Here is a 22,758-nt window from a genome sequence, read left to right as displayed (position 1 = left end):
TCGTCCCCGGCTATGGAAACCGGCCGTCGGCGCGGCGTCAGTCTGGACGGTGCCTTTTAGTTCGGGGTCAGCGTTGATCCGGTCACATTACAGTCCGACCAGAAATTTCCGCTCAGGTGTAAACGGGTGCTCCAGTGAGGGCGACGCGTACGGGAGAATTGAGGGCGGGGAGCGGTAAAAACCAACTGATAATCAGTTTTCGAGCGGCGCTATACCGTTGCGCAGCCGCCTTCCGCGAAAGGTGTACGAAATAATGCAGCGTGGTATCGCAAAACGCGGCATCCCAAATCCGTTCACATTTCGCGACGGCGAAAAAACTCCGTTCAGGTGTAAACGGTGAGGCAGCGGGGGTGACCCGTGCCGACGAAGCGGCTCCGGCGACCAGGAAAAGCCACTAACAATCAGGCTACTAGCGGCGCCAGCCCATTACGCAGTCTGCCTGTGCGAAAGGTGTAGAAAATAACGCGGCGCGGTATCGCGAAACGCGGCGTCCCAAATCCGTTCACATTTCGGGGCGGCGAGAAAATTCCGTTCAGGTGTAAACCGGTGAGCCAGCAAGGGTGACGCGTGTCGATGACGCGGGTGCGGTGACCAGGAGAATCCACTAATAATCAGATCACTAGCGGCGCCAGCCGATCGCGCAGGCTGCCTGTTCGAAAGGTGTAGAAAATAATGCAGCGAGCAATCGCAAGATGCCGCATCCTAAATCCGGTCACATTTCGCAGCGGTGAGAAAATTCCGTCCAGGTGTAAACGGGTGAGCCAGCAAGGGTGACGCGTGTCGATGACGCGGGCGCGGTGACCAGAAGAATCCACTAATAATCAGATCACTAGCGGCGCCAGCCGATCACGCAGTCTGCCTGTGCGAAAGGTGTAGGAAATAACGCAGCGCGGTATCGCGAAACGCGGCGTCCCAAATCCGGTCACATTTCGCAACAGCGAGAAATTCCGTTCAGGTGTAAACGGGTGGCGCGGTCGACCAATGTCTCGCCTCGGGGCTTAGGGCCCGCGTGTCATGTTCGAGAAATACGCTGCGGCGCCTCGCGCTTTACGGCCACGGCGATTTCGATTGGCCGGAGCCGGTATCGCCAACCATCCCCCGACGCGCTGCGAAGTGTTGCGTTGGCAATATGGTGCTGACGATAGTTGCCCCAGGGACGGCCTGAAACGAGGCATGGGCGCATCACTGCGACCGCGGTATCGCCGTCCACGAAAAATTCGGCTTGATCTGCTACCGGCTGACCTTTGGCAGCAAGCGTATGAGAACTGATCGAGACCAGGCTCGCACAGGGCCCGGCGCCGAAAAGATCCCGCCAGTGAGGCGCGCGGCCATGGCTCGGGTGGCGCCGCCGCTGCGGCGACGCGAAATGTTCGTCACCGCCGTAACTGTCCGAGAAGGCGCTTTGCGTAAGCAGTCATCCCGTCGACGATTTGGTCGATGACCGGCGACTCGTAGGGCATTTGATCTCGCGTAATCCGAGCTTGCTGGGGTAATTGCTCAGCCATTTCGTGCAGCCATTTCCTGACTCGTTCGGCCGGCAGACCCAAGGCGTTGCCCTCGGCCTCGAAATGCTCTGGCCGAATGTCGTACTGGATTTTCTTGCCCCGGACGGCCATGGCCAGCTTCCGTTCCTTTCGCTGTAGAAAGTAGGGGTAGACGCTATTAATGTCGTAGAGCGGCGTGAGCGCAAGCTCGGGTCCTGCCACATGCCAGATGGAGTAGTTCTTCGCGTGGGCGTCGGTTCCGCACACGATCACGTTGAACATCACCGCCCGCATGAATTGTTCGAGATCGGTGGCCGGATCCGTTGCGTTGTCTCGAAGCAATTCGCCGATCGCGCGGATCCCCGGGCCGCCTTCGTCCTCGTATTTCTGGTTCGGGGCGTACCCTAGCGCTTGGCACATATCCTCGATATGGATGCGCAGCGTATCGAAGCCGTCATCGGCGAGCCGGTCGAATCGTTCAACCACGATCGCCTGCTCGCTACCCGCCTGCTCGACCCAGGAGTCCGGGGTAGCCAAGCCGGCCTCGCGCGCGAGCTGCAAACAGAAGTGTTCGTTAAGCGGTTGATCTTCGAGGTCACGCATCGCCGGTTTGACGATATGCGTGCTTGGTTCGTCGCCAAGGGGCATGTACCACTGCCCATCCCGGTAGACCAAAGCGGTTTTCGGCTGGGCACCAGCCAGGGAGAAGTAGCCAGGGTTCCGACCAAAGATTTCGGGCGTACGTCCACGCCTGAGGCCTGCGATGAGCTCGGCGAGTGCCGGATCATTGAGTGGTTTAAGGTCGCGCTCCCGGTCGGGCACCCCAAAACTCACCGCGCCGGGGCAATCACCACCAATGGCCTCGAGTACGGCCAGCGGGTCGTTATCAGGCACATCGAAATGGACGGCGTAGCGGCGCAGAACCTCGCGGTCGTCAGGCAGTAGGCCCGCCATGAAATTTCGGACGATCGACTCACCGCGTGAATCACGGTGCACGGCCGCCGTCATCGGCATGGATAGCGATAGCGGATGATTGGTCTCGTCGGCGCGATATGACGCTGCATACTCGAACTCGAACCGGCCAGCCCTTAGTCGGGTGACGGCGCCAACCGGGATGCCATTCAAGAAGAGGTCAACGGTCTGTTTCATGTCGACTACTTCGTGCCGTCTTTTTGGAATCGGGCACGAAGCGACTGCACGGAAGTCGCTTGTGCACTTGCGGCGGGAGGGCGCTTGGGTATCGACGCGCAGGGCTGTTGCTGGAGATCCAGCGTGACATCCAGTGCTCTCAACAGGGCCATGAGCCTGCCGAACTCGGGATTGCCTTTACCTTTCTCGACGCCCGACAGCCAGGACTGCAGCGTCCCGGATGCGTTTGCGAGCTCCTGCTGCGTCCAGTTGCGCTGGCGACGCCGGTCGCGAATGAAAGCGCCAAGTTGTTTGAGCGTGGTGATTCTCATGACACAAACACCGAGGCATTTATTGGGTTTAGCGATAAAAGAATTATATCAGTTAAATGATATTAGCGCTGATTTATTTGCTCTGCTGATATGGTTTATTTATCACTCCAGTGATATTTTCTGCGTTCGGCAGAACGCCTAGGTGTGTAAACCCACCAGGTTGTTCACGCCGATGCCGAGTGCGCTGACCCAAGATGGCGGTATCCGTGAGAATGCCTCATACATGCCGGTTGCAGGATCCGGGTCGCCTTGGATCGCGACCAGCTCAATATCCGTGCGGGCATCGTGAACGCCGACGCGCCTTTTGTTTGCCCTTGTATCGCGACGCAATCCGCCCAGCCGGATATCGAGCGTTTCGAGTGGACGGCGATATTGAGAGCAGTGCCTGCTTGGCTTGCTGCTTCGAACCGCGGCCCGCCCCGCACGGGCGTGGCTGTGGGCGATTCAGGTGATCAACGCCGTTGTCTGTGGTGTCGCGTTATACGCCATTATCGGAAATCCAATAATTATCGGATTTCCGATAACCACCGATAACGGGCTTTCGTCACGCCCCGAAGTATTGCGCACCGAAGGTGTCTGCACAGCTGTTAGCGCCGTCGATGAATTTGCGGCCTTCACCGCGTTGAATGCCTGCACGCGGGCCGTTTAATTGTCACCTTCCAGGTCGCCAATCGGCAGGCTTGGTCGCGACGCGGGCAAGCCTGCGATGTGCCCAATCAGACTCTGCGGCAAATGCATAGAGCCCGCGACAAATATTCGGTCACTGCGACAAAGCAATGACCGTTGCGCGACCGTAGCCTGTTTTTCAGGCGTTATTCCGACTTCAAACGGAGACGCCTGGAGGAGGATATGCAGGCCGAACAGTCAGTCGAGGAAGGCGTCGCGCCTACCGAAGTAGGCCGGGCTCGCGAGCGCGCTGAGGATGCGGCGCTGCTTCGCGGCGCCGGGCGTTTCGGAGATGATCTCGCGACAACCGCCGGCACACTCCAAGCGGCGGTGCTTCGTTCACCGCATGCCCATGCTCGCTTGCGTTCGGTAAAGGTCTCGGGCGCGCTTGAAATGGAAGGTGTGCATGCCGTGCTTACGGGCGAGGACGTGCGCGAGTGGGCGGCACCATTCGCGGTCGGCGTGCGCCAGCCCATGAAGCATTGGTGTCTGGCGGTCGACAAGGTGCGCTATGTCGGCGAGCCAGTCGCTGTAGTGGTCGCGCGTGATCGCTATGTTGCTGAAGACGCGCTCGACGCCATCGAGGCGGACTACGATCTGCTCGATCCGGTCATAGATCCCGAAGCCGCTGCGCAGGTAGAGGCGCCGGTTCTGCACGAGGACGTAGGTGTCAACGTCGTTAATGATCGGCACTTTTCCTACGGGGAGCCTGATAAGGCGTTTGCGGAGGCCGCTCATCGTATCGCCTTGAAAGTGCGTTATCCGCGTAGCTCCTGCACGCCTATCGAATGCTACGTGGTGATCGCGGATTACGACGTGGCCGCGGGCACCTACGACGTCACCGCCAATTTCCAGGGCCCGTTCGCGCTGCACTCGGTGATGGCACGCGCGCTCAAGGTCGGCGCCTCCGGGCTACGTCTGCGCACGCCGCCGGACTCGGGCGGCAGTTTCGGCATCAAGCAGGGCGTGTTCGCCTACGTGGTGCTCATGGCACTGGCGGCACGCAAGGCCGGGGCCCCGGTGAAATGGGTCGAGGACCGGCTCGAGCATCTACAGGCCTCGTCGTCGGCCACCAACCGAGTGACCGAAATCGAGGCCGCGGTATCGGCCGAGGGGCGAATCAGCGCGCTGCGCTACGACCAGCTCGATGACTGCGGTGCTTATCTACGCGCCCCGGAGCCGGCGACCTTCTACCGCATGCACGGCACGCTCACCGGCGCCTACGACATCCAGCACCTGGAAGCGCGCAATCGCGTCGTGCTGACCAACAAGACGCCGACCGGACTCAACCGCGGCTTTGGTGGGCCCCAAGTCTATTACGCCCTGGAGCGGTTGATGCAGCGCATCGCGGTCGAGCTCGATCTCGACCCGCTCGAGGTCATCCGGCGCAATCTTGTGCCGGCGGATGCCTTTCCCTACCGCGCGCCGGCGGGCTCGCTGCTCGATTCGGGCGACTACCAGAGCGCGATCGCAAAAGGCGTTGCCGACGGCGGCCTGGAAGAGCTCAAGCAGCGCCGTGACGCGGCCCGGCGCGAGGGCCGTCTGTACGGCATTGGCTACTGCGCGGTGGTTGAGCCCTCGATTTCCAACATGGGCTATATCACCACTGCAATGACGCCGGCCGAGCGTGAAAAGGCCGGTCCGAAGAACGGCGCGGTGGCTACCGCCACGGTGGGCGTCGATCCACTCGGCGGCGTGACCGTGCACGTGTCCTCCACGCCGCAGGGTCAGGGGCATCGCACGGTCGCCGCCCAGGTGGTCGCCGATGTCCTCGGTCTCGATTTCGAGGCGATAACCGTCAACGTGGAACTGGATACCCAGAAAGATCCCTGGTCGAACGCGTCCGGCAATTACTCCAGCCGTTTCGCGGGTGCGGTGGCGGGCACGGTGCATGAGGCGGCCAGCCGTATCCGCCAGCGTGTGGCCGCGATCGCGGCACACCAGTTCGAGGTCGACGCCGACCGTATCCGGTTCGCCGGTGGCCAGGTGACGGTCGCCGACGACGATCGTCATTCCGCCTCGTTTCGGCGCATGGCTGGCACCGCGCACTGGGCGCCGGCGCTGTTGCCGGGAAACGAGGCCGGCGGTCTGCGCGAGACCGCGTTCTGGAGCCCGCCGCAGTTGGAGGCGCCGGACGCCGGTGACCATATCAACAGTTCGTTGTGCTACGGCTTCGTGTTCGACTACTGCGGGGTCGAGATCGACGCGGTAACGGGGCGTGTGCGCCTCGACCGCTACGTCACCCTTCACGACGCCGGACGGATTCTCAACCCGGCCCTTCTGGATGGCCAGGTGCGCGGCGGATTCGCCCAGGGTCTGGGGGCGGCGCTGATGGAAAAGTTCGAATACGGCGCGGATGGCAGTTTTCAGGCGGGAACCCTGGCCGACTATCTCATTCCGACCACCATGGAAGTGCCGGAGCCGGTGATACTGCACATGGAAACACCGTCGCCGTTCACCCCTCTGGGCGCGAAGGGGGCCGGCGAGGGCAACAATATGAGCACGCCGGTCTGTATCGCCAATGCGGTGGCCGATGCGCTGGGCGAGCGCGAGATCGAATTGCCGCTCACCCCCTCGCGAGTTCGCGCGATGATCGGTATCGACGAGCCGGCCGCGCCGGAAGGCCTGGAACCGATCAAACCGGCCGCCGGTAGCGGCTCCGCGTTGCAGGCCAGCGACAGCGTCGAGATGCCGGGCGACCCGCAAACGGTTTTCAACGCCATTCTGGATCCGAAGACGCTGGCCAAGATCATCCCGGGCTGTCACGACCTGCAGGCGGTGGGTGACAACGCCTACCAGGCCGATGTCACCGTCGGTGTCGGGATGATTCGCGCCCGCTACAAGGCGGACGTGAATCTCAGCGAGCTTGACCCACCGCATGCACTGAAGCTGGGCGGTGTCGGGCGTAGCGCCATGGGTACGGCCGAGGGCAGCGCGCGCGTGCGCCTGACCGCGATCGAAGGCAATCGCACACGGCTCGACTACGACTACGAGGCCGCCGTGGGCGGCAAGTTCGCGGCCGTGGGCGCACGCATGCTGCAGGGCGCAGCGCGCGTAATCATCGGTCAGATCTTTTCCAGGCTGGCGGCGGAACTCGGCGGCGGATCGGGCGCCGGCGCCTGGTGGCGGCGCATCGTCGACATGATTCTCAGCCTCTTCGGCCGGAGCAAAAAATGAAGCCGGCAGCCTTTGACTACGCGCGGCCCGAAAGCCGCAGCGAGGTACTCAAACTGCTTGCAGATACGGGTAGCGATGCACGCGTGCTCGCCGGCGGGCAATCGCTGATGGCCGTGCTGAACATGCGCCTCGCCGAGCCGACGCTGGTCATCGATATCGGCGGCGTCACCGATCTGGCTTATATCGAGATACGGGACGACCGGCTATGCATCGGTGCCAACACGCGCCAGGCCGAACTCGTTGCCTGGCCTGGATTGACCGAGCGTGTCCCGTTGCTGGCCCAGATAATGCCCTGGGTCGGCCATTTCCAGACGCGCAATCGCGGCACCGTCTGTGGCTCGGTGGCCCATGCCGATCCCAGTGCTGAGTTGCCGTTGAGCCTCGCGGTGCTTGGCGGCGAGATCGTGCTGGAACGCCGGCATTGGCGTCGTGGTCGGCGCGTGGTGCCCGCCGCAGAGTTCTTTCAGGGCTTGCTCACCACGGCGCGCGAGCCCGATGAACTGCTCACCGAGGTGCGTTTCCCGCTGGCGCACGCCGAGCATCACTATCGTTTCACCGAAGTGGCCATGCGTCACGGCGATTTCGCGCTGGTGGCGCTGGCGGCCGCGATCGGCCCCGACGAAATCTTTCTGGGCGCCGGTGGGGTGGCCGATCGACCGTTGGTGCGGCGGATACCGCGCGACGGGGATCTCGGCACCGAACTGAACACGTTCGCCTGGTCGCTCGGCGCCGAGGACGACGGCCACGCCTCGGCCGCTTACCGGCGTCAGCTGGTCCGCGAGTTGGGGCACAAGCTACTGACGGAGGACAAGCCATGACCCGTATTTCGGCGTCCACCCCGTACCGGGTGCGCTTGATTCTTAACGGACGCGAGCGCGTGGGCCAGGCCGAGTCGCGCATGCTTCTGAGTGACTTCATTCGTCACGAACTGGGCGCGACCGGTACGCATCTGGGCTGTGAACATGGGGTATGTGGTGCCTGCACCGTGCGTGTCGACGGGGTGGCATCTCGTGCCTGCCTGATGCTGGCCGTACAGGCCGAGGGCCGGCGTATCGATACGGTCGAAGGATTGTGCGACGGCAACGCGCTCGGCGATCTGCAGGCCGCCTTCAAGCGCCACCACGCGCTGCAGTGCGGCTTCTGCACGGCCGGCATCCTCAACTCCTGTGCCGAATTTCTCGACAAGACACCCGAGCCGAGCGAGTTGGACGTTCGCGACATGCTCTCGGGTCATCTATGCCGGTGCACCGGCTACACGGGCATTGTCGCCGCCGTACTCGAAGTCGCCGCCCAACGTCGCGGCGCCCAACCGGAGACGCCGCATGTTTGATCTCGGACGCACGCTGCTGGCTGCCGTCGAGCGCCGGCCACAGGCGCCGGCCATTACCGATGGCGCGGTGCGGTTCACCTATCACGAATGGTTCGAGCAGACCCAGGCCGTTGCCAACGGGCTGGAGACGCTCGGCTTGGCGCGTGGCGATCGCTTGCTTGTGGTGATGCAGAACCGTTGGCAGATGGCTGCGCTGCACTGGGCCTGTCAGTTCGCGGGCATCATCGTCACGCCGCTGAACTGGCGCAGCAAGGCCGAAGAGATCGACTATTGCATCGCCGATGCCGAGGCCAAGGCCGTCGCATACGATGCGTCCTGTGCCGAGGCAATGGCCCAGTGTCGGGAAGTGGGCGATCTGCCCCGGATCGTGACCGACGACGTGTCGGCGGATGGCGCCCAGTCGTTCTCGGCATTGGCCGCGCACGCGCCGTCGAAACTCATCCTGCGTTCCGAGGCCGATGACTGGTCGCTAATGCTCTATACGTCGGGCACGAGCGGCCGTCCGAAAGGCGTGCCGCGCCGGCATCGCGCAGAGCGCGCGGCCGCGCTCGCGCATGTCGCCCAGAATCTCTATCGACAGGACGAGTGCACCCTGGGTGTGATGCCGCTGTATCACACGATGGGGGTGCGCTCGTTGCTGGCGATGGCCGTCATCGATGGGCATTTCGTGTGTATCCCGCGGTTCGATCCGGCGGCCACGATCCGCGCCATCGAGAGCGCCGGGGTTACCAATCTCTATCTCGTGCCGACGCTGTATCACATGCTGCTCGAGCACGCGGATTTCTCTAAAGAACGCGTGGCGAGCGTCACCAAGATCGGGTTCGCGGGCGCGCCGATGAGCGACGGCCTCATGCAGCGCGTGGCGGCCGCCTTCCAGCCCGAGCTGTTCGTCAATCACTACGGCAGCTCCGAGGTCTATACCTACACCATCGACCAGCAGGCTGCGCGCAAACCGGGATCGTCCGGACGGGCCGCCCTCAACCAGCGCATCCGCGTGGTGCCGATCGGGGCCGAAAGCCCGGACACGTCGGCGGCCGTCGGCGAAGAGGGCGCCATTGTCGCCGACATGGCCGGCGATGAAGCATTCGAAGGCTACTGGAAACGTCCGGAAGCCGATGCGAAATCCCTCAAGGACGGCTGGTTCTTTACCGGGGATACCGGCTATTTCGATACCGAGGGCGATCTGTTTGTCACCGGGCGCCTGGACGACCTGATCATCACAGGTGGCGAGAACGTCAGCCCCGTGGACGTCGAGAACGCGCTGTCCACGCATCCTGCTGTCGCCGAGGTCGCAGTCGCCGGCCTTGAGGACGAGCAGTGGGGCAAGATCGTGACCGCCTTCATCAAGCGTCGCGAGGCCGTGGACGAGCAGACGTTGCAGGAACACTGCCTCAGCTCGGGCCTGGCCAACTTCAAGCGTCCGCGTCGCTATGTCTTCGTCGAAGAAATCCCCAAATCCGCTGTCGGCAAGGTGCTGCGCCGCGAATTGGTCGCCGAGCGCTACGTCGTCGAGGGCGCGACCACACCGTCATGAAATCAAACGACAGGAACCTACTCATGGATCAGGAAATCATCGAACGCGCACTCGAGGTTGATCACGACGGCTTTAGCGTGAGCGTGGACGTGGAACGCGAGCGCGCCGATATCGTGTTGGAGCGCCCGCCGCTCAACGTTATTTCCATGCCCCAGCGCGAGCAGCTGCGCGCCGTGTTTGAAGCACTCGATGCACACGAAGGCGTGCGGGTGATCGTGCTGCGCGCGGTCGGAGAGCACTTTTCCAGTGGCGGCAATATCCGCGGCTTTCTGGAGGCATCGGCCGAGCATGTCTCCAAGCTGGCCGACAACGTAGCCGCGCCCGAGCGCTGCAGCAAGCCGGTGATTGCGGTCAACCACGGCTACTGTTTCGGCGTTGGGTTCGAGCTGTCGCTGGCCTGCGATTTCCGCGTCGTCGGCGAAAGCTGCCGATACGCGTTGCCTGAGCAGAATCTTGGTCAGATTCCGGGTTCGGGCGGCTCCGCGCGACTGCAGAAGATGATCGGCATCGCCCGCACCAAGCACATGGTCATGCGATCCAAGCGTATTTCCGGTGCCACGGCCCTGGATTGGGGCATTGCCGTCGAATGCGTGCCGGACGCCGAGCTCGAAACCGCGACCGATGCACTGGTCGACGAGCTGCGTCGTTTTTCGCCACTGGCCCAGCGGACCGCCAAGCGACTCATCAACGACGGCGAGAACTCGCCGCTGTCAGTGGCCATCGAGATGGAAGGGCATTGCTATGCCCGTCTGCGTACGTCGGACGACTTCCGTGAGGGCGTTGAAGCCTTTGGCGAAAAGCGCAAGGCCAATTTCCGCGGCAGCTGAGACGCGTTGTGATGCCACCGGTCTAGCGAGAACTTCGGATGAGCGAGGAGGAGATGATGAACGAACAACAAATAGCATCGGATTCCGCGATGGCGGGCGAGCCCAGCTTCCGCAAGGGGTTGGGCGCACTAGGTGGGGCATTGACGCTCAAGGCCTTCAGCGCCGGCACAGTAGCGGCGATCTTCGGCTGTACCGGGCCGGCACTGATCATCATCAGCGCGGCCGACTCGGGCCACCTGAGTGGTGGCCAGACGGTGGCTTGGTTGATGTCGGTCTATATTCTCGGCGCATTGATCAGCCTGGTCATGGCGCTGCGCTATCGCCAGCCGATCACCGGCGCCTATTCAATCCCGGGTGCAGCGATTCTAGTGGGCGCGCTGGGGACGGTGAATTTCAACGAGGCGGTTGGCGCATTCATCATGAGCGGCTTCGTGATCCTGGCGCTGGGGCTGTCGGGCGTGATCGGGCGCATCATGCGCTGGCTGCCCATGCCGATCGTCATGGCGATGATCGCGGGCGCATTGATCCGCTTTGGCACGGGCGCGGTGGATGCGGTCGGCAACGCGCCTGCCGTCGCCGGATCGGCTGTTCTGGCGTATCTGCTCGCCGCTAGGCTGCTGCGTTCGGTACCGCCGGTGCTGGCCGCGCTCGTGGTGGGGCTTGTGGCTGCGCTTGCCTTCGGCATGCTGCAGCCGGCCGACGTGCCGCTCGCTTTCACCGGGCCCGAACTGACCGCGCCCGCGTTCACTCTCAATGGCTTCCTGGCTATTTCGTTGCCGTTGAGCCTGTTGATCATCGGCGCAGAGAATGCCCAGGCGACCGGCGTGCTCATGGCGGAAGGCTACCGGCCGCCGGTGAACGCGATGACCATAATCAGCGGCATCGGCGGCATTCTGGCCGGCATATTCGGCGGCCATAATGCCAACATCGCCGGGCCCATGACCGCGATCTGCTCGTCCGAAGAAGCCGGTGACGACAAGGAAAAGCGTTTTGGCGCCACGATTGTCAACGCGGTGTTGTTCGGCGTATTCGGTCTGGTGGCCGGTGCCGCCGTGCCGTTCGTGCTTGCGTTACCCAAGCCCTTGATCATGGTGGTGGGCGGACTGGCCATGATCAGCGTGCTCCTGCTGGCGTTCCAGCAGGCCTTCTCCCGTCAGCTCGGTCACCAGACCGGTGCTTTCGTGGCCCTGGTCGTGGCCATGAGCAACATGACGCTGTTCGGTATCAGTGCGCCATTCTGGGCGCTGGTGTTTGGCGTGCTGGTCTCGCTGATACTCGAGCGCCCGGCGAGCGCGAGCGGCGAGGGGCAGTCGACGGCCGCCACCGGAACACACTGAGTCCCGGTGTGTTGAAGGCGCTGCCCGCGCGCCTTGGCACGCGCTGCGTGGGTGAGTGGTAATGTGACTGTCTGACAAATCAGATCGGTGCCGAAGCGCATTGCTGTGCTCGGAGCACCGACGGAGGATATCGCGATGTCGATCGCACAGCGTGTGCTGCACGGCGACTTCGGTCGGGTTGCCCTGCTGGATATGGACAAGCCCCTGGTACCGCATGCCCACTCCGAGTGCCATGTGCTGCTCAAGGCGACGGGCGCGGACACGTACTTCTCGGTGAACGGTGAGAAGCAGCTGCTCACGGACGAAACCGCCGTGCTGGTCAACGCCTGGGAGCCGCACTACTACGCGCACCAACCCGACGCGCCGCGTACGTTGATTCTGGCGTTATATATCGAGCCCAGCTGGCTTGCCGCGTTACAGCGTCCGTTGGCCTTGAGTGCACGGCCGGATTTCTTTCTGCAGCGCGGCGTGCAGTTGAACCGGCCAATGCGTCGGATTGCCGACGCTCTTATCGCGGAAATGATGTCGTTGACGCTCAGCGACCAGGACTTGGTGCAAGAGCTGCTGTCCGAGCTAACAGTATCGATTTGTGAATCTTTTTCGGACTATCGTCATCTCGCCAGAATGCGGGTCATGGCGCCGGCAAGTTTTTACGATAGCCGGATACGCCGCGCCAACCAGTATCTTATGGATCACTACGCTGAAGATATCCGGATGGAGAAACTGGCGGCGCGGTGTAATTTGTCGCGCGCCCACTTTTTCTCGTTGTTTCGCAAGAACACGGGTATCACGCCGCATCTGATGCACAACATGATACGCATGAAGAAAGCCTGCGAATCACTCAGTTCGGCGCGCAGTGGCTCGCTAGGCAATATTTCGGAGTCCCTCGGTTTCCCCGAGCAGGGCCATTTCACGCGATTTTTTCGCAATCATCTGGGCGCGGCGCCGAGCCAGTACCAGCGCGTGGTCGACCGCTACAGCTAGTGCCGCGCCGATCGGCCCGCTCGGGTACTGTTTTCTTTTTCCTTGAACGAAGCCGCGTCGTACGGAATCTCGCAGATGCACCCTCGCGCTCGTAAGCGCAGGTCGATCTCGCGTGCCGTTAATTGGTTGTTACCGGCTGCCGGCGGGTGACCGGGAGGTCGTGACCAGTTCGGAAAGCTAGTCCTACAGCGGCCCTCGCGAAGGGCGCGCCCTTCACTAGCGAACGGTGCGGCGGACCTAGGTGTGATGCTCTTCAAGCGTCTCAATCAACACAGTTTTATGTGTACATGGGGTAGCGGCCTGTTCCGACTAGAGCGCCTAGGCGAAGGAGGGTAGTGACAGCGCCGCAATTTACCGTGAACTCACGCTAAGGCGGTTTGCTTTGCAATCCTTACCGCCGACCGCGGCTGGATCGTCAGACATCGCTCCTCACGAACTGGCACTGGCTCGAAGAAACTGAATAAACACAGCTGGCTACGAGGTCTGCAATATTTGCGGTGAGTGCAACGATGCGGGCTCGGTGTGCCGCGCGGGCGTCTAGGTTGGAAGCTCGTCAGCTTGCCAAGAGTAAGATAACGCTCGACTTGCCAACAGATTTTACGCGCGAAACTATAATGATATGAAAGTTTTGGCTTGCCCGCAGATATCCCATACGTGATTCGCGGCTGGCAAAAATGCGGCGACTGTTGTTAACTCATAGTCTCATTGTGTTGTACGGGGGGGATCTGATGCTAAAGAAAGCGTGGCCGCTGTTGGTTTTCGTTTTGCTCATCTACACGAGCGCTGCTAGCGCGGAGTCTATGACCGCGGCAGAGTTGATTGAGAAGGCGCGCGCAGACTCTCGCGAAATAGAAGAGCTGAAGAAAGTAATGGAGAGCCCTGACAGGAATCTACGTCTGTCGGCATTCGAGCTAATGATGAATAGCGATAATTCTGTCTATCGTGAACTAGCTATAGAAGCGGGATTGTCTAGTACAGACAACCTGCTTCGCTCGCTGGCATTAAAGGGTACGATTTTTAATATGGATGCTCTATATATCGACTTGAGCGTCGACGAAAACGCGCCCGAAGATGCTCAGAAGAAGGCTCGCGAGATGCTGGGGAACGAGGTGCCGCGGCTGGTTATTCAATTAACCTCAAAAAACCCTGAACATGATTCCATGGAGGTAAATGCCAACGGTCGCAGAGGTGGTGCCGAAGTACAGGGTATAAATTTTGTTTTTAAGACATCGTATCGTGCAGGAACTCTATCGCTTAAGGATGGGGCAGTGTTGCAAGGCCCGGTGTCGATTAACAGCATACGTTTTATAGGGACCGCGAAACTTCGTTAGCGTAAGACTTTTATGCTTTTAAACGAAATTTTCGAGCGTTCAGAGGGGTGTAGAATTAACCTGACCACACGCGGTCTTGTCGGGGCGAAATTTAATGTCACATCGTTTTTTTCTCCAAAATCGAGCGGTCCGCCCCAAACGCTTCGGGCATAGTGCATATTTTCATTATTTGCAAGTATCAACTCGGCGGCGCTCGGACGTAGGTCTGCTGCAACCGATGAAGCGTCAAGCACGATACCCCGAAGTGTGGTTCCCGGCTGCACTCTGAAATCTAGAGTGACAGGTGCATGGACCGTCGCCGTCAACCATGGTGGCAAATCTATATCGTCAGAAACGAGATTCTCCGCCTGATTGGCAGGCGTAGCAGCAGGAGCGGACCAAGCTACAAGCGTCAGGACTTTTTTTGCGCTATGCGCGCTCGACTGATTGGGCGACGAGTGACCTAAATCATTGGCATCGGCCTCGGGTGTGCGGGATTTCGTCTTCGAGAGAGCGAGTTCAGCCCGTTCCAAAAGGCGATCCATGCGCACGACTTTGCCTACGCCGCTCCGGGTGCTTACTGAAAGCAACATCCCGATAGGCGTATTGTCATCTCCCATGAGGAGACTGCCGCTCATTCCTTTGCGTAACACGCTGCTGGGTGATGTTGGTTTGACGCGTATAAACTCGCGGCGATCGTCGTCAAGCCACACGACGGGCTCGAAGCCGAGCGAGCCGTCGCCATTGACGAAACGCAGCGCGCCTTGCGTGCTTTGAGACAGTCGCGCATCGACAGCACGGCTGAATGATCCGAGGCCGTGGCCGCAATTCTGGGTAATACCGCCGGTCACAAACCCAAGGCTTAGGTCGTCGCCGAGATCCACGACATCGGTTAAGTTGCCTAATTTGGTTGACCGTGTGCCGACATATCTGAGCGAAGGTGATTGCGCTTCACTTACCACATGTGTCGGTAACACGGCGATACAGCGGTCGCGATAATGCGTTATCAAGGCCTGCCCGACCTCAAGGGGGACGTCGGCCAATTTTCGAACCACAGCCTGATCGGAAGCTGCAATGGCGTTTGTGCATACGATGAATAACGCTGCCGCAGCAAACGTTCGTTTGATAGAGGTCATTTTCTGTTTTTTGTATCGCGGTCGAATGTACCGGTGCGACGAATAAGCCGTGCCGCTTCCGCTAATGTGGCGAGGGCGGGCAATCCGCCAAATAAGATAAGCGTCAGGATGACCGACCAGCGGTCATGGGTTAATTGTGCCCACATGCTCGGCTGAAAATCGATGCCCGCTTCGCCGTAACGTTCAACGCGAACATCGTCTGATCGGCCGAATGCCGTAATCATAAACGCCGGCCAATCTCTAGTCAGAGCATCTGGAGAAAGACGGATGAAACCCGATGCAGCCGAGCGTTGTGGCGAGTCTTCGTCGGCAATCGCAACATAATCGCCTGGAAACAAGTCGACCGAACTGATGGTGCTCTGACCGGTCGCCTCTTCGTCAGAGGCGCTGTATATCTCGATACGGCCTTGTTCGAGGAGCGCTTTTCGACGCGTGGTCACGTCCTTGCCCACCATGGCGGTTCCGCGGAAAGGGAAGATCAACGATATGCCGCTAGCCGGCGTGGGCCAAACCAGCATGACTGGACCGTGGATTACCGCATCCACATGATTGGCATTCACGATCCTTAGAGGTGGGGCGTCGGAGTTCGACATCGGCGTAATGCGTACGGTGAAACGATTGTCCGCCAAGCTCTCGAACTGTGTTGTGTAGGGACCCAGCTTGGTTGCGTCAGCACCGCCGAACGATAGCGAGAGTTCGCTCACATAACCGTCTGGTGTGGCCGACGTATAAGCGTGCCAACGCGTTCCGCCACACGTAGCGGCGACTGTCTCATTATTTGTAATCTCGCGAACGGCGCTGGCGCGCGAGGGTAGCTTGTCACGAACGCATAGCGTCGCATCTGAAATATCCCATGCGGTTTCCCTTGAGCCGTCAATTTGGATCACGGCCAGCCGTGTTTGTGCCCGAAGCGAGAATGGCCAATCGCTTTCGTGCGTAAGCGCGTAGTAGCCAATCCATATCAAGAAAAAAAAGATGAACCATTGGGCGACACGCAAGAAGCATGCAGTAAAGAAAAGCCAGAATCTATCGCTCGTATCAACGACTTGATCGGTCGCTCTTACGATTTTATGCCATCGATCCACTACCAGCCGATTTGGCCGGTGGGTCGTAGGATCCGAGGGAGCAATTTCTTTTTTCACGGTCGAGATTTTATGAGATCTTGATCACTGTGCGTCTGCGGCAATTGTGAGCGTTGCCGGTGGTAGAGCGCGACCGTAGCGCTCGCGCTCTACTCGAATTGTCAGGCGATCGCTTTGTGGTTGGGGCAGTTCAATCTGGCACCAGAAGTCGAAGACAGTTGTTCGTCCGTCGCGGAGAGGGTCGCAATCGGCATCCAGATTCAGCGATGGTATGGAGTAGAAAACGTCAGTGGCGCCAAATCCGTTAATCATGAGATTAAGCGAATTGTCCCTCCCTGCTTGACGACCGCCGTGTGGCCGTAGATATAGCCCATGGGGGTCTTGGCAGCTACCTGTCAGCACAGAAACCGCAAGTTGCCGGTCGCCGTAATTCTCCAGCAGATCGAGCGAGGTCGATGCTTCATAAGAGAGGCCAACTGGCCCCCCGTCCGCGACCGCAGGCAATACGTAGGTATTACGGGATAGATAGATGCCGTCTCGGGATTGCACTGTTAGACAAACATCCATACCGGCCATGGAGTTGTCCGGCTTGAGATGCAGTTGCGGAATATCATGGCCTGAGATCAATGTACCGGTGCTTAGTCCGACCACAACGAAGCCGCTAACGTCGACGTCGGGTTGTATTGACTCGAAAAAACGGTCGGCCTTGAGCTTAGCGTCTGCGGCGTAGGCGTTGTTGGCTGTAGCGAGAAAGACCGCCGCTAAAAGTGCGAGCCAACGCGTAAGACACGAATTAGTCATGCTCTCGTCCCCCTTTCTTGGTAGCCAAGTTTCTTGATCTTATTCAAAAGATGCGTCCTTAGCTATCAGCGAACGCAGGCATACCTTGTGCTTTGCCGAAATAAAATCGGTTCTGGCGTATGCGTAGCGCGATAAGTTACACGCGTGGAACTGCCGGTAAGCTGCTGCGGTAGCACCGAATCGCAACGTTGCGGTCGGCGGGCCTTTAAGTTGATACCTTTGGCGATGCCCCAGAACCGTATGCCGACTGATGACTTGTGATTTCCAGATTGCAGCGATCGTAGCGACCGCCGATCGGCCGCAACTCCTCAAGCGAGCGCTTCACTCCATTACGCAGCAATCGCGCATTCCCGATCGACTCATTATTGTCGACGATTCGAGCTCCGAAAGGTCGCGGGAAATCGTCGCGGCCTTGGCTGCACAGAATCTTTGGAGCCGAGACCCGACCGAGCTTCTGTCGAATCGCCGCACCCCGTGTGCGGCAGGTGCTTGGAATACGGCACTCGACCACCTTGTGCGGCGTGTTGGCGAACATGCAGAGCCAAGTTTTCAGAACATAATTGTGTTCTTTCTGGACGATGACGATTGTTGGTTACCGTGCCATGTTGAGAAGCTTTCTGCCGAGCTGAAGGTCTCGGAACTGGACTGGGTCAGTTCAGCCTTTTATCGAGTCGTCGCGCCAGGTCAACATGAGGTCATATTCCCGCCTGACGAGTTGCGATCCGAAGACTTTCTCGTGGGCAACCCGGGAATCCAGCAAACGACGCTAGCTGTCCGGCTATCTTTATTGCTCGAGGCCGGGCTGTTTGATGAAGCACTTCCAGCGTGCACCGACAGGGATCTGTGTATTCGCATGGCCGATATGGGCCCTGATGCGCGGTATAAACCTTGTCGGGAAGTGACAGCCGAACATCATGCCTCGACCGAATGGGTTCGTCTCTCGACGTATGGATCTCCATCACGTCTAAAAGCGTTGGACGTATTCCTCGCTAAATATCGCCCGCGCATGAGCCCCGCGCAGAAATATTGGTTTTCGCAGCGGGCTGAAGCACTCTTCGGCTGGTCGCCTCGAGAGGAAAATTCGCCAAGCGGACTCGGCGACCGAACGGAAGATGCTACCGAGGCTGCTAAGGATGGAGGTTCTAAGGCCTATGGTGCGCTGAAGCTGTTGGTGGGGATCATTGTCGATCCGGCCCGTTTTCAGAATGCAGAAGCTCTTCTGAACGACCTGTTGCGAGCATCCGAAGAGCAGGGTATCGAGACGCTCGATGTCTTGCTGTTGGAAAACGGCTCCGGCCCGTCTCGGAGGCAATGGTTGGAGGCCGGAGTTGAGCGCTTCACACTCGATGGTCTGGGCGTCCTGATCATTGATCAGGAGCAACTGGCCGCCGACGGCGTGGGAAGGTCTCCGTGCAAGGGAGACGCTGATGGTCGGCTTCCGATTTCCCAAGCACGCAGCGCGCTGCAGTCGTACCTCTACGCATACGGCAATCAACTGGGGGTCGACGCCGTCTGGGTACTTGATGACGACGTTCGTTTGGAACGGCTCGTAGAACGAGATGGGCAGCACGTTTTCGAAAAGCTTGAGGTTGGCCCTCTGCTTCAATGGTTGCGTGCCAGCCGCGTGGATATCGCAATCGGGCAGTATTGTGGGGATGCGCCCCTGCCATTTGCCGCCACGATGCGCGGGCAGATGGTGGATCTGGACGCAAGCCTGAGAGCGCTCGCACAGACTGGCGCGGATGAGGCATGGGAGCGCAGTGAGCGGGAGAACTCTGCCCTGCGCGCCGGTCGCGGCGACGCACATTATGATCTGTCGCGATCTGAGACCGATCGCCTTGAGACGCCTTTTATAATCGCTCGTGAACGCAAGGATGAGACGTGCCGAGAGGTATTTCGCCGGCTCGCCGAGTCGGTGCCGGGTATTCTCAGCGGGCAACAGGTGTTCAGACCGCTGCTTGCCGGCGGGCAGGGCGACCTGAAACCGGGGGTCCAGTGTGGTGGCAACACGCTCGTGTTCGACCTCGCGGCGCTTCGCGATGCGTCGAACGTGTCACCGACGGTCCTAGGCCGGGCGGCTCGCCGCTCCGACATGAACTGGGCTTTGATACAGCGGAATTTTTTCCTGAGGAAGGTGAACGTCGCGCCTTTCTACGTTCGGCAGGATCGAGCAACCGAAACCGACAGTCTTTTTGATGTCGACAAGCTCGTTGACGATATTATCGGTTATGCGTTTCACACGGCATTTCGCGAGCAATTACCGATCGGTACGGCTGAGCTGAATGCATTCGATGTTGCTCAGTTAGTACCCCTCTTCGATAAATACGCGAGTGAGCGACTCGCAGCATTGAGGCTTTCCTTCTGGCGCGTTCGCGGCCTGTTGAAGACCATACGCCAAGCGTTAAACCAACACTGGTTCACCGCCGATGAACAAAGACGGAAATCCAGCCAGAAAATCCAGGAATTTCTGGCTCGAGTAGAAGTCGAGTATGAGGCTGCGTCACTGAGCGAAGTCGAAGCCCGGGTCGGTCAGGTGGACGCAGCGACGATGGTGAGGTTTGTGGATGAGTTGCCGAGTCAATTGATAGCTCACCAAAGCCGCGTTGATAGCTTGCTTGCAAAAAGACCATCTCTGAGCACCCGCCGGGTCGATCTGGCTAGGGAGTGGGTAGGGCGTTTCTTGCCTGAGGCGGGCGGCGTCGAAATACTGGGCTGTGGCGCAGAGGCTGTGGTGTTTACGGACCGCAAACGTGTCTTCAAGGTGTTCGACCGTTCCAGCGGCGTCTCGGAAGGTGCCCAGCGAAACTATCTCAATAGTCTGATTGGGCAGTGGACTGACGCTGGCGCCCTGTATTCGCTTGAGGCGTTTCGAGTCATCAGAGGTAGGGCGGTATTGGTTTACCCCTACGAAGCCACCAATCCCTATCGTGGCGGACACGGTCCGGGGCTGGTCGCTCTCATCAAAGAATGCCGGGAATACGGTGTGGTCTGTTGGAATCTCCACCCATCCAACCTCAGGGTTCGCGGCGACCGGCTCAAGCTTGTGGATTATGGTGCGGATATTCGCCCCTATGAGCCGGCGGCATTCGAGAGCATGTGCGAGCGCGCCTGGTTGACCTGGCGTTGGTGGCATCGCCCCGATCTTAAACGGATCATGCGTTTGGCTCGAATCGGGCATGCGGGCCCTTTCATGGCCGGGTACCGGTACTTTCGACAGGGTGTCGATCTGGTCTGCGGCATGGACGGGACGTCCGATCCTTTGGTGGCACGAGGCCTCACCCTCAAGCCGGCGAAGACGCTGGATTATGGTTGTGGCAAAGGCAAAGAGGCGCGTGCCATGACTGCGGTCTCATCGCTCGTCGTGGCGTTCGATCCGGCGACGTCGATTGATCGCGTGGCGTGTTTATCGAAGGGGTTGGAGGCCACTACGGATCGGCTGACCGCAATGCGGAAAGCCCCCTTCGATCTCGTCATCTGCAGACGTGTCATATGTGTTGTCGATGACGACGACGAACTCGGTGAGCTGTTGCGGGATCTTCGCTCTGCCGTAAGCGCGGATGGGCGGGTTCTAGTCTCGGTATGCCATCCGGCGTATTCGCCTTTTACGTCTAATTCAGAGTCGGTGCCGATATCCCGCCCGAGCGTTGATGGCGAAGGCGTGTTCTGTTGGCAAAAAAGGATTCACGGCACAGGTCGGGATCGGTGCGACGTGTATCGTCCTGAACGGGTCCTGCGGCGTGCTCTTCGGCTCGCTGGCTTGAACGTTATTGGACGGTTTGAAAAACCTGACATCGATCTCGACCGGTTCGAGCCGATTGCTTCCCAGCTGGTGCTTGAATTAGAGCCATTGCTATATCTGCCGCCGGTGAGCTTGATGATCAAGGTCTGCGCGATGGAAGCCCCCACCTTGCAAGCGCAAGTCAAACACCTTGTCCGGCAACTGGAAACACCAAGGGCGTTTGCGGAACGCGTTCTGGTAATAGATCAGCGCGAAACGGGATTTGCCAGACAATATGCCGCAGGGAACTTGGTCGAGGTCGAGAATTCAGCTCGCACTCTGAGGCATGAGGGTTGGATCGACCGGGTGGTTAAGGCGCCAGTCGACAATGCCGGCGCTGCCGCGATCAACGAAAAGTGGTTTGGTCTATCCAGCACGCAGTCGCACGCAGAGAACGGCGCGCAAGTGGCCGCCACGCTCGCCGGCTTTTCCGTCATACGGACGCGTTATGTGCTGCATGCAGATTCGGACTGCCTCATTGGGAGACAAGATCGACGACACGATTTCCTCCATGAAATGGTCAGCGCCCTTAGGCAAAACCAGGCTGTAACTGTCGCCTTCAACATCGCTCATCGCCAGTCAACGCCATTCACCGCGAGATCGGCAAGCGGCTGCTGGAGAGTCGAGTCCAGGCTCGGCTTGATTGACCTGGACATGCTCAGAGACCTGAGGCCGTTACCGAACGAGATAAGTAACCACGGGCTCGCGTTGCCATGGCACAGATCCCTGGACGCGCGGTTAAGCGAAACCACCGCAACAAGTCTCAGAGGCGGTAGTGCGCAGACCTACTATGTCCATCCGACCAACGCGCTGAAAGCGGACCCGGAAATGTGGCTCGAAATCATGGGTCAGGTGGAGCGCGGGATCTTCCCTGAAAGACAATACGATCAGGTTGATTGCGTAGGCGATATCCGAGCGTGGAAAAGGCCTGAGCGTTTTGAGGAGTTTGTTTTCGTTATCTGCGGTCGCGACGTTGCGCCGAGTCGCTTTCGCCGTTGCCTGGAGTCCGTTACCGATCAATCAATAGAGCGATGGGGTGCCGTTGTTATCGATGACGGTTCGGCTTCGGCAACCCAGCGCGAAATCGAGGTGCTCTGTCATCCCTATGCTGAACGCATTTCCTTGGTGCTGAACAAGCGGCGGAAGGGCCTTCTGGCGAATTTGGTAACTGCCGTACGAGAGATGTGTGGCAATCCTGCGTCTATCATCGTGACGCTCGATGCGGACGACGCGTTGTTAGGCGCTGGCGTACTTGCAAGGCTGACGGAGGCATACGGAGCGGGTGCGGACGCCACCGTTGGAACAATGCTGCGAACGGACAAGCCGGCACACTATCCAGCCAAGCTGGAAGAGCCGAGATCGAACCGCGGTGGAAATGTCTGGCAGCACCTGCGGAGCTTTCGCAAACACCTGTTCGACGCTGTGCCCGATGCGATGCTTAAGCTCGATGGCGCCTATGTCGAACTGGCGAACGATTGGGCCTACATGCTCCCCATTATCGAAAGAGCAGACCGACCCGTCTATATTCGGGAGCCTCTATATCTTTACGAGCCTTCTGGCGCCGGTAAGGGAGCCGACCGTATCCAACGCGAACAAAACATCGCGCGCCTCACAAACGCCCGTGCGCCATCTCTCGCGCGATGAGGGGGCGCATCGTTCTGCTACGATTTTACTCCTCACCAACCGGCGGAGCGTTGTTAATAGGCACGTGAAGGGTGGGGGCGATAACTGGTTGTTATCGGACTAAGCAAAGCCCGGGCCGCGGGATCGTCATCTGTGAGTTAGCCCGACGGCCCCAACGTTAGGGCAATCGGGAGTGGACTTTTCGATGGTCCCCTTTGGGGCGGCATAG

Annotated in this window: 14 protein-coding genes; 9 read left to right on the top strand and 5 right to left on the bottom strand. The window is 59.8% G+C overall.

The window, feature by feature from the left end; translation table 11 throughout:
- Positions 1 to 1,373: 1,373 nt before the first annotated feature.
- The gene (locus SADO_RS06560) at positions 1,374 to 2,633 is read right to left on the bottom strand and encodes a type II toxin-antitoxin system HipA family toxin (protein ID WP_353110276.1); all 1,260 of its coding nucleotides are present in this window, start codon (positions 2,631 to 2,633) and stop codon (positions 1,374 to 1,376) included.
- 5 nt (positions 2,634 to 2,638) lie between these two features.
- The gene (locus tag SADO_RS06555) at positions 2,639 to 2,944 is read right to left on the bottom strand and encodes a helix-turn-helix domain-containing protein (protein WP_353110274.1); all 306 of its coding nucleotides are present in this window, start codon (positions 2,942 to 2,944) and stop codon (positions 2,639 to 2,641) included.
- Between the two features lie 849 nt (positions 2,945 to 3,793).
- On the opposite strand from SADO_RS06555, the gene SADO_RS06550 reads away from it, so the two are divergent.
- The 8 genes from SADO_RS06550 (at position 3,794) to SADO_RS06515 (ending at position 14,130) form a co-directional block, all read left to right on the top strand.
- Positions 3,794 to 6,787, top strand: a complete 2,994-nt coding sequence (locus SADO_RS06550) for a xanthine dehydrogenase family protein molybdopterin-binding subunit (protein ID WP_353110273.1) — start codon at positions 3,794 to 3,796, stop codon at positions 6,785 to 6,787.
- Positions 6,784 to 7,605 carry an FAD binding domain-containing protein gene (locus SADO_RS06545; protein WP_353110271.1) on the top strand — a complete coding sequence of 274 codons (822 nt, stop codon included), beginning with the start codon at positions 6,784 to 6,786 and terminating at the stop codon, positions 7,603 to 7,605. The genes SADO_RS06550 and SADO_RS06545 overlap by 4 nt, the downstream gene beginning before the upstream one ends.
- Positions 7,602 to 8,117 (top strand): (2Fe-2S)-binding protein, encoded by a 516-nt coding sequence (locus SADO_RS06540; protein WP_353110270.1) that lies wholly within the window; start codon positions 7,602 to 7,604, stop codon positions 8,115 to 8,117. Before SADO_RS06545 ends, SADO_RS06540 begins: the two co-directional genes overlap by 4 nt.
- Positions 8,110 to 9,651 (top strand): AMP-binding protein, encoded by a 1,542-nt coding sequence (locus SADO_RS06535; protein ID WP_353110268.1) that lies wholly within the window; start codon positions 8,110 to 8,112, stop codon positions 9,649 to 9,651. The genes SADO_RS06540 and SADO_RS06535 overlap by 8 nt, the downstream gene beginning before the upstream one ends.
- Before the next feature lie 23 nt (positions 9,652 to 9,674).
- Complete coding sequence (locus SADO_RS06530; protein ID WP_353110267.1) at positions 9,675 to 10,478, top strand: enoyl-CoA hydratase/isomerase family protein; 804 nt, start codon at positions 9,675 to 9,677, stop codon at positions 10,476 to 10,478.
- 89 nt (positions 10,479 to 10,567) lie between these two features.
- Positions 10,568 to 11,815, top strand: coding sequence for a benzoate/H(+) symporter BenE family transporter (locus SADO_RS06525; protein ID WP_353110959.1), 1,248 nt, complete (start codon positions 10,568 to 10,570; stop codon positions 11,813 to 11,815).
- 135 nt (positions 11,816 to 11,950) lie between these two features.
- On the top strand, positions 11,951 to 12,799 hold the full coding sequence (locus tag SADO_RS06520; RefSeq protein WP_353110265.1) for an AraC family transcriptional regulator: 849 nt from the start codon (positions 11,951 to 11,953) through the stop codon (positions 12,797 to 12,799).
- 800 nt (positions 12,800 to 13,599) lie between these two features.
- Positions 13,600 to 14,130, top strand: coding sequence for a hypothetical protein (locus SADO_RS06515; protein WP_353110263.1), 531 nt, complete (start codon positions 13,600 to 13,602; stop codon positions 14,128 to 14,130).
- Here SADO_RS06515 and SADO_RS06510 read toward each other — a convergent pair.
- From SADO_RS06510 to SADO_RS06500, 3 genes are read right to left on the bottom strand one after another with little or no spacing between them, the layout of a single operon-like run.
- Positions 14,127 to 15,245 carry a hypothetical protein gene (locus SADO_RS06510; protein WP_353110261.1) on the bottom strand — a complete coding sequence of 373 codons (1,119 nt, stop codon included), beginning with the start codon at positions 15,243 to 15,245 and terminating at the stop codon, positions 14,127 to 14,129. The two genes, SADO_RS06515 and SADO_RS06510, sit on opposite strands and share 4 nt — an antisense overlap.
- Positions 15,242 to 16,387, bottom strand: coding sequence for a hypothetical protein (locus SADO_RS06505; RefSeq protein WP_353110259.1), 1,146 nt, complete (start codon positions 16,385 to 16,387; stop codon positions 15,242 to 15,244). Before SADO_RS06505 ends, SADO_RS06510 begins: the two co-directional genes overlap by 4 nt.
- Positions 16,388 to 16,411: 24 nt before the next feature.
- Positions 16,412 to 17,128, bottom strand: coding sequence for a hypothetical protein (locus tag SADO_RS06500; RefSeq protein WP_353110258.1), 717 nt, complete (start codon positions 17,126 to 17,128; stop codon positions 16,412 to 16,414).
- 250 nt (positions 17,129 to 17,378) lie between these two features.
- On the opposite strand from SADO_RS06500, the gene SADO_RS06495 reads away from it, so the two are divergent.
- Positions 17,379 to 22,550, top strand: a complete 5,172-nt coding sequence (locus tag SADO_RS06495) for a glycosyltransferase (protein ID WP_353110256.1) — start codon at positions 17,379 to 17,381, stop codon at positions 22,548 to 22,550.
- Positions 22,551 to 22,758 lie beyond the last annotated feature (208 nt).

The sequence above is a fragment of the Salinisphaera dokdonensis CL-ES53 genome (assembly GCF_040361215.1).
GTDB lineage: Bacteria > Pseudomonadota > Gammaproteobacteria > Nevskiales > Salinisphaeraceae > Salinisphaera > Salinisphaera dokdonensis.
This window is presented reverse-complemented; position numbering and strand designations above follow the sequence as displayed.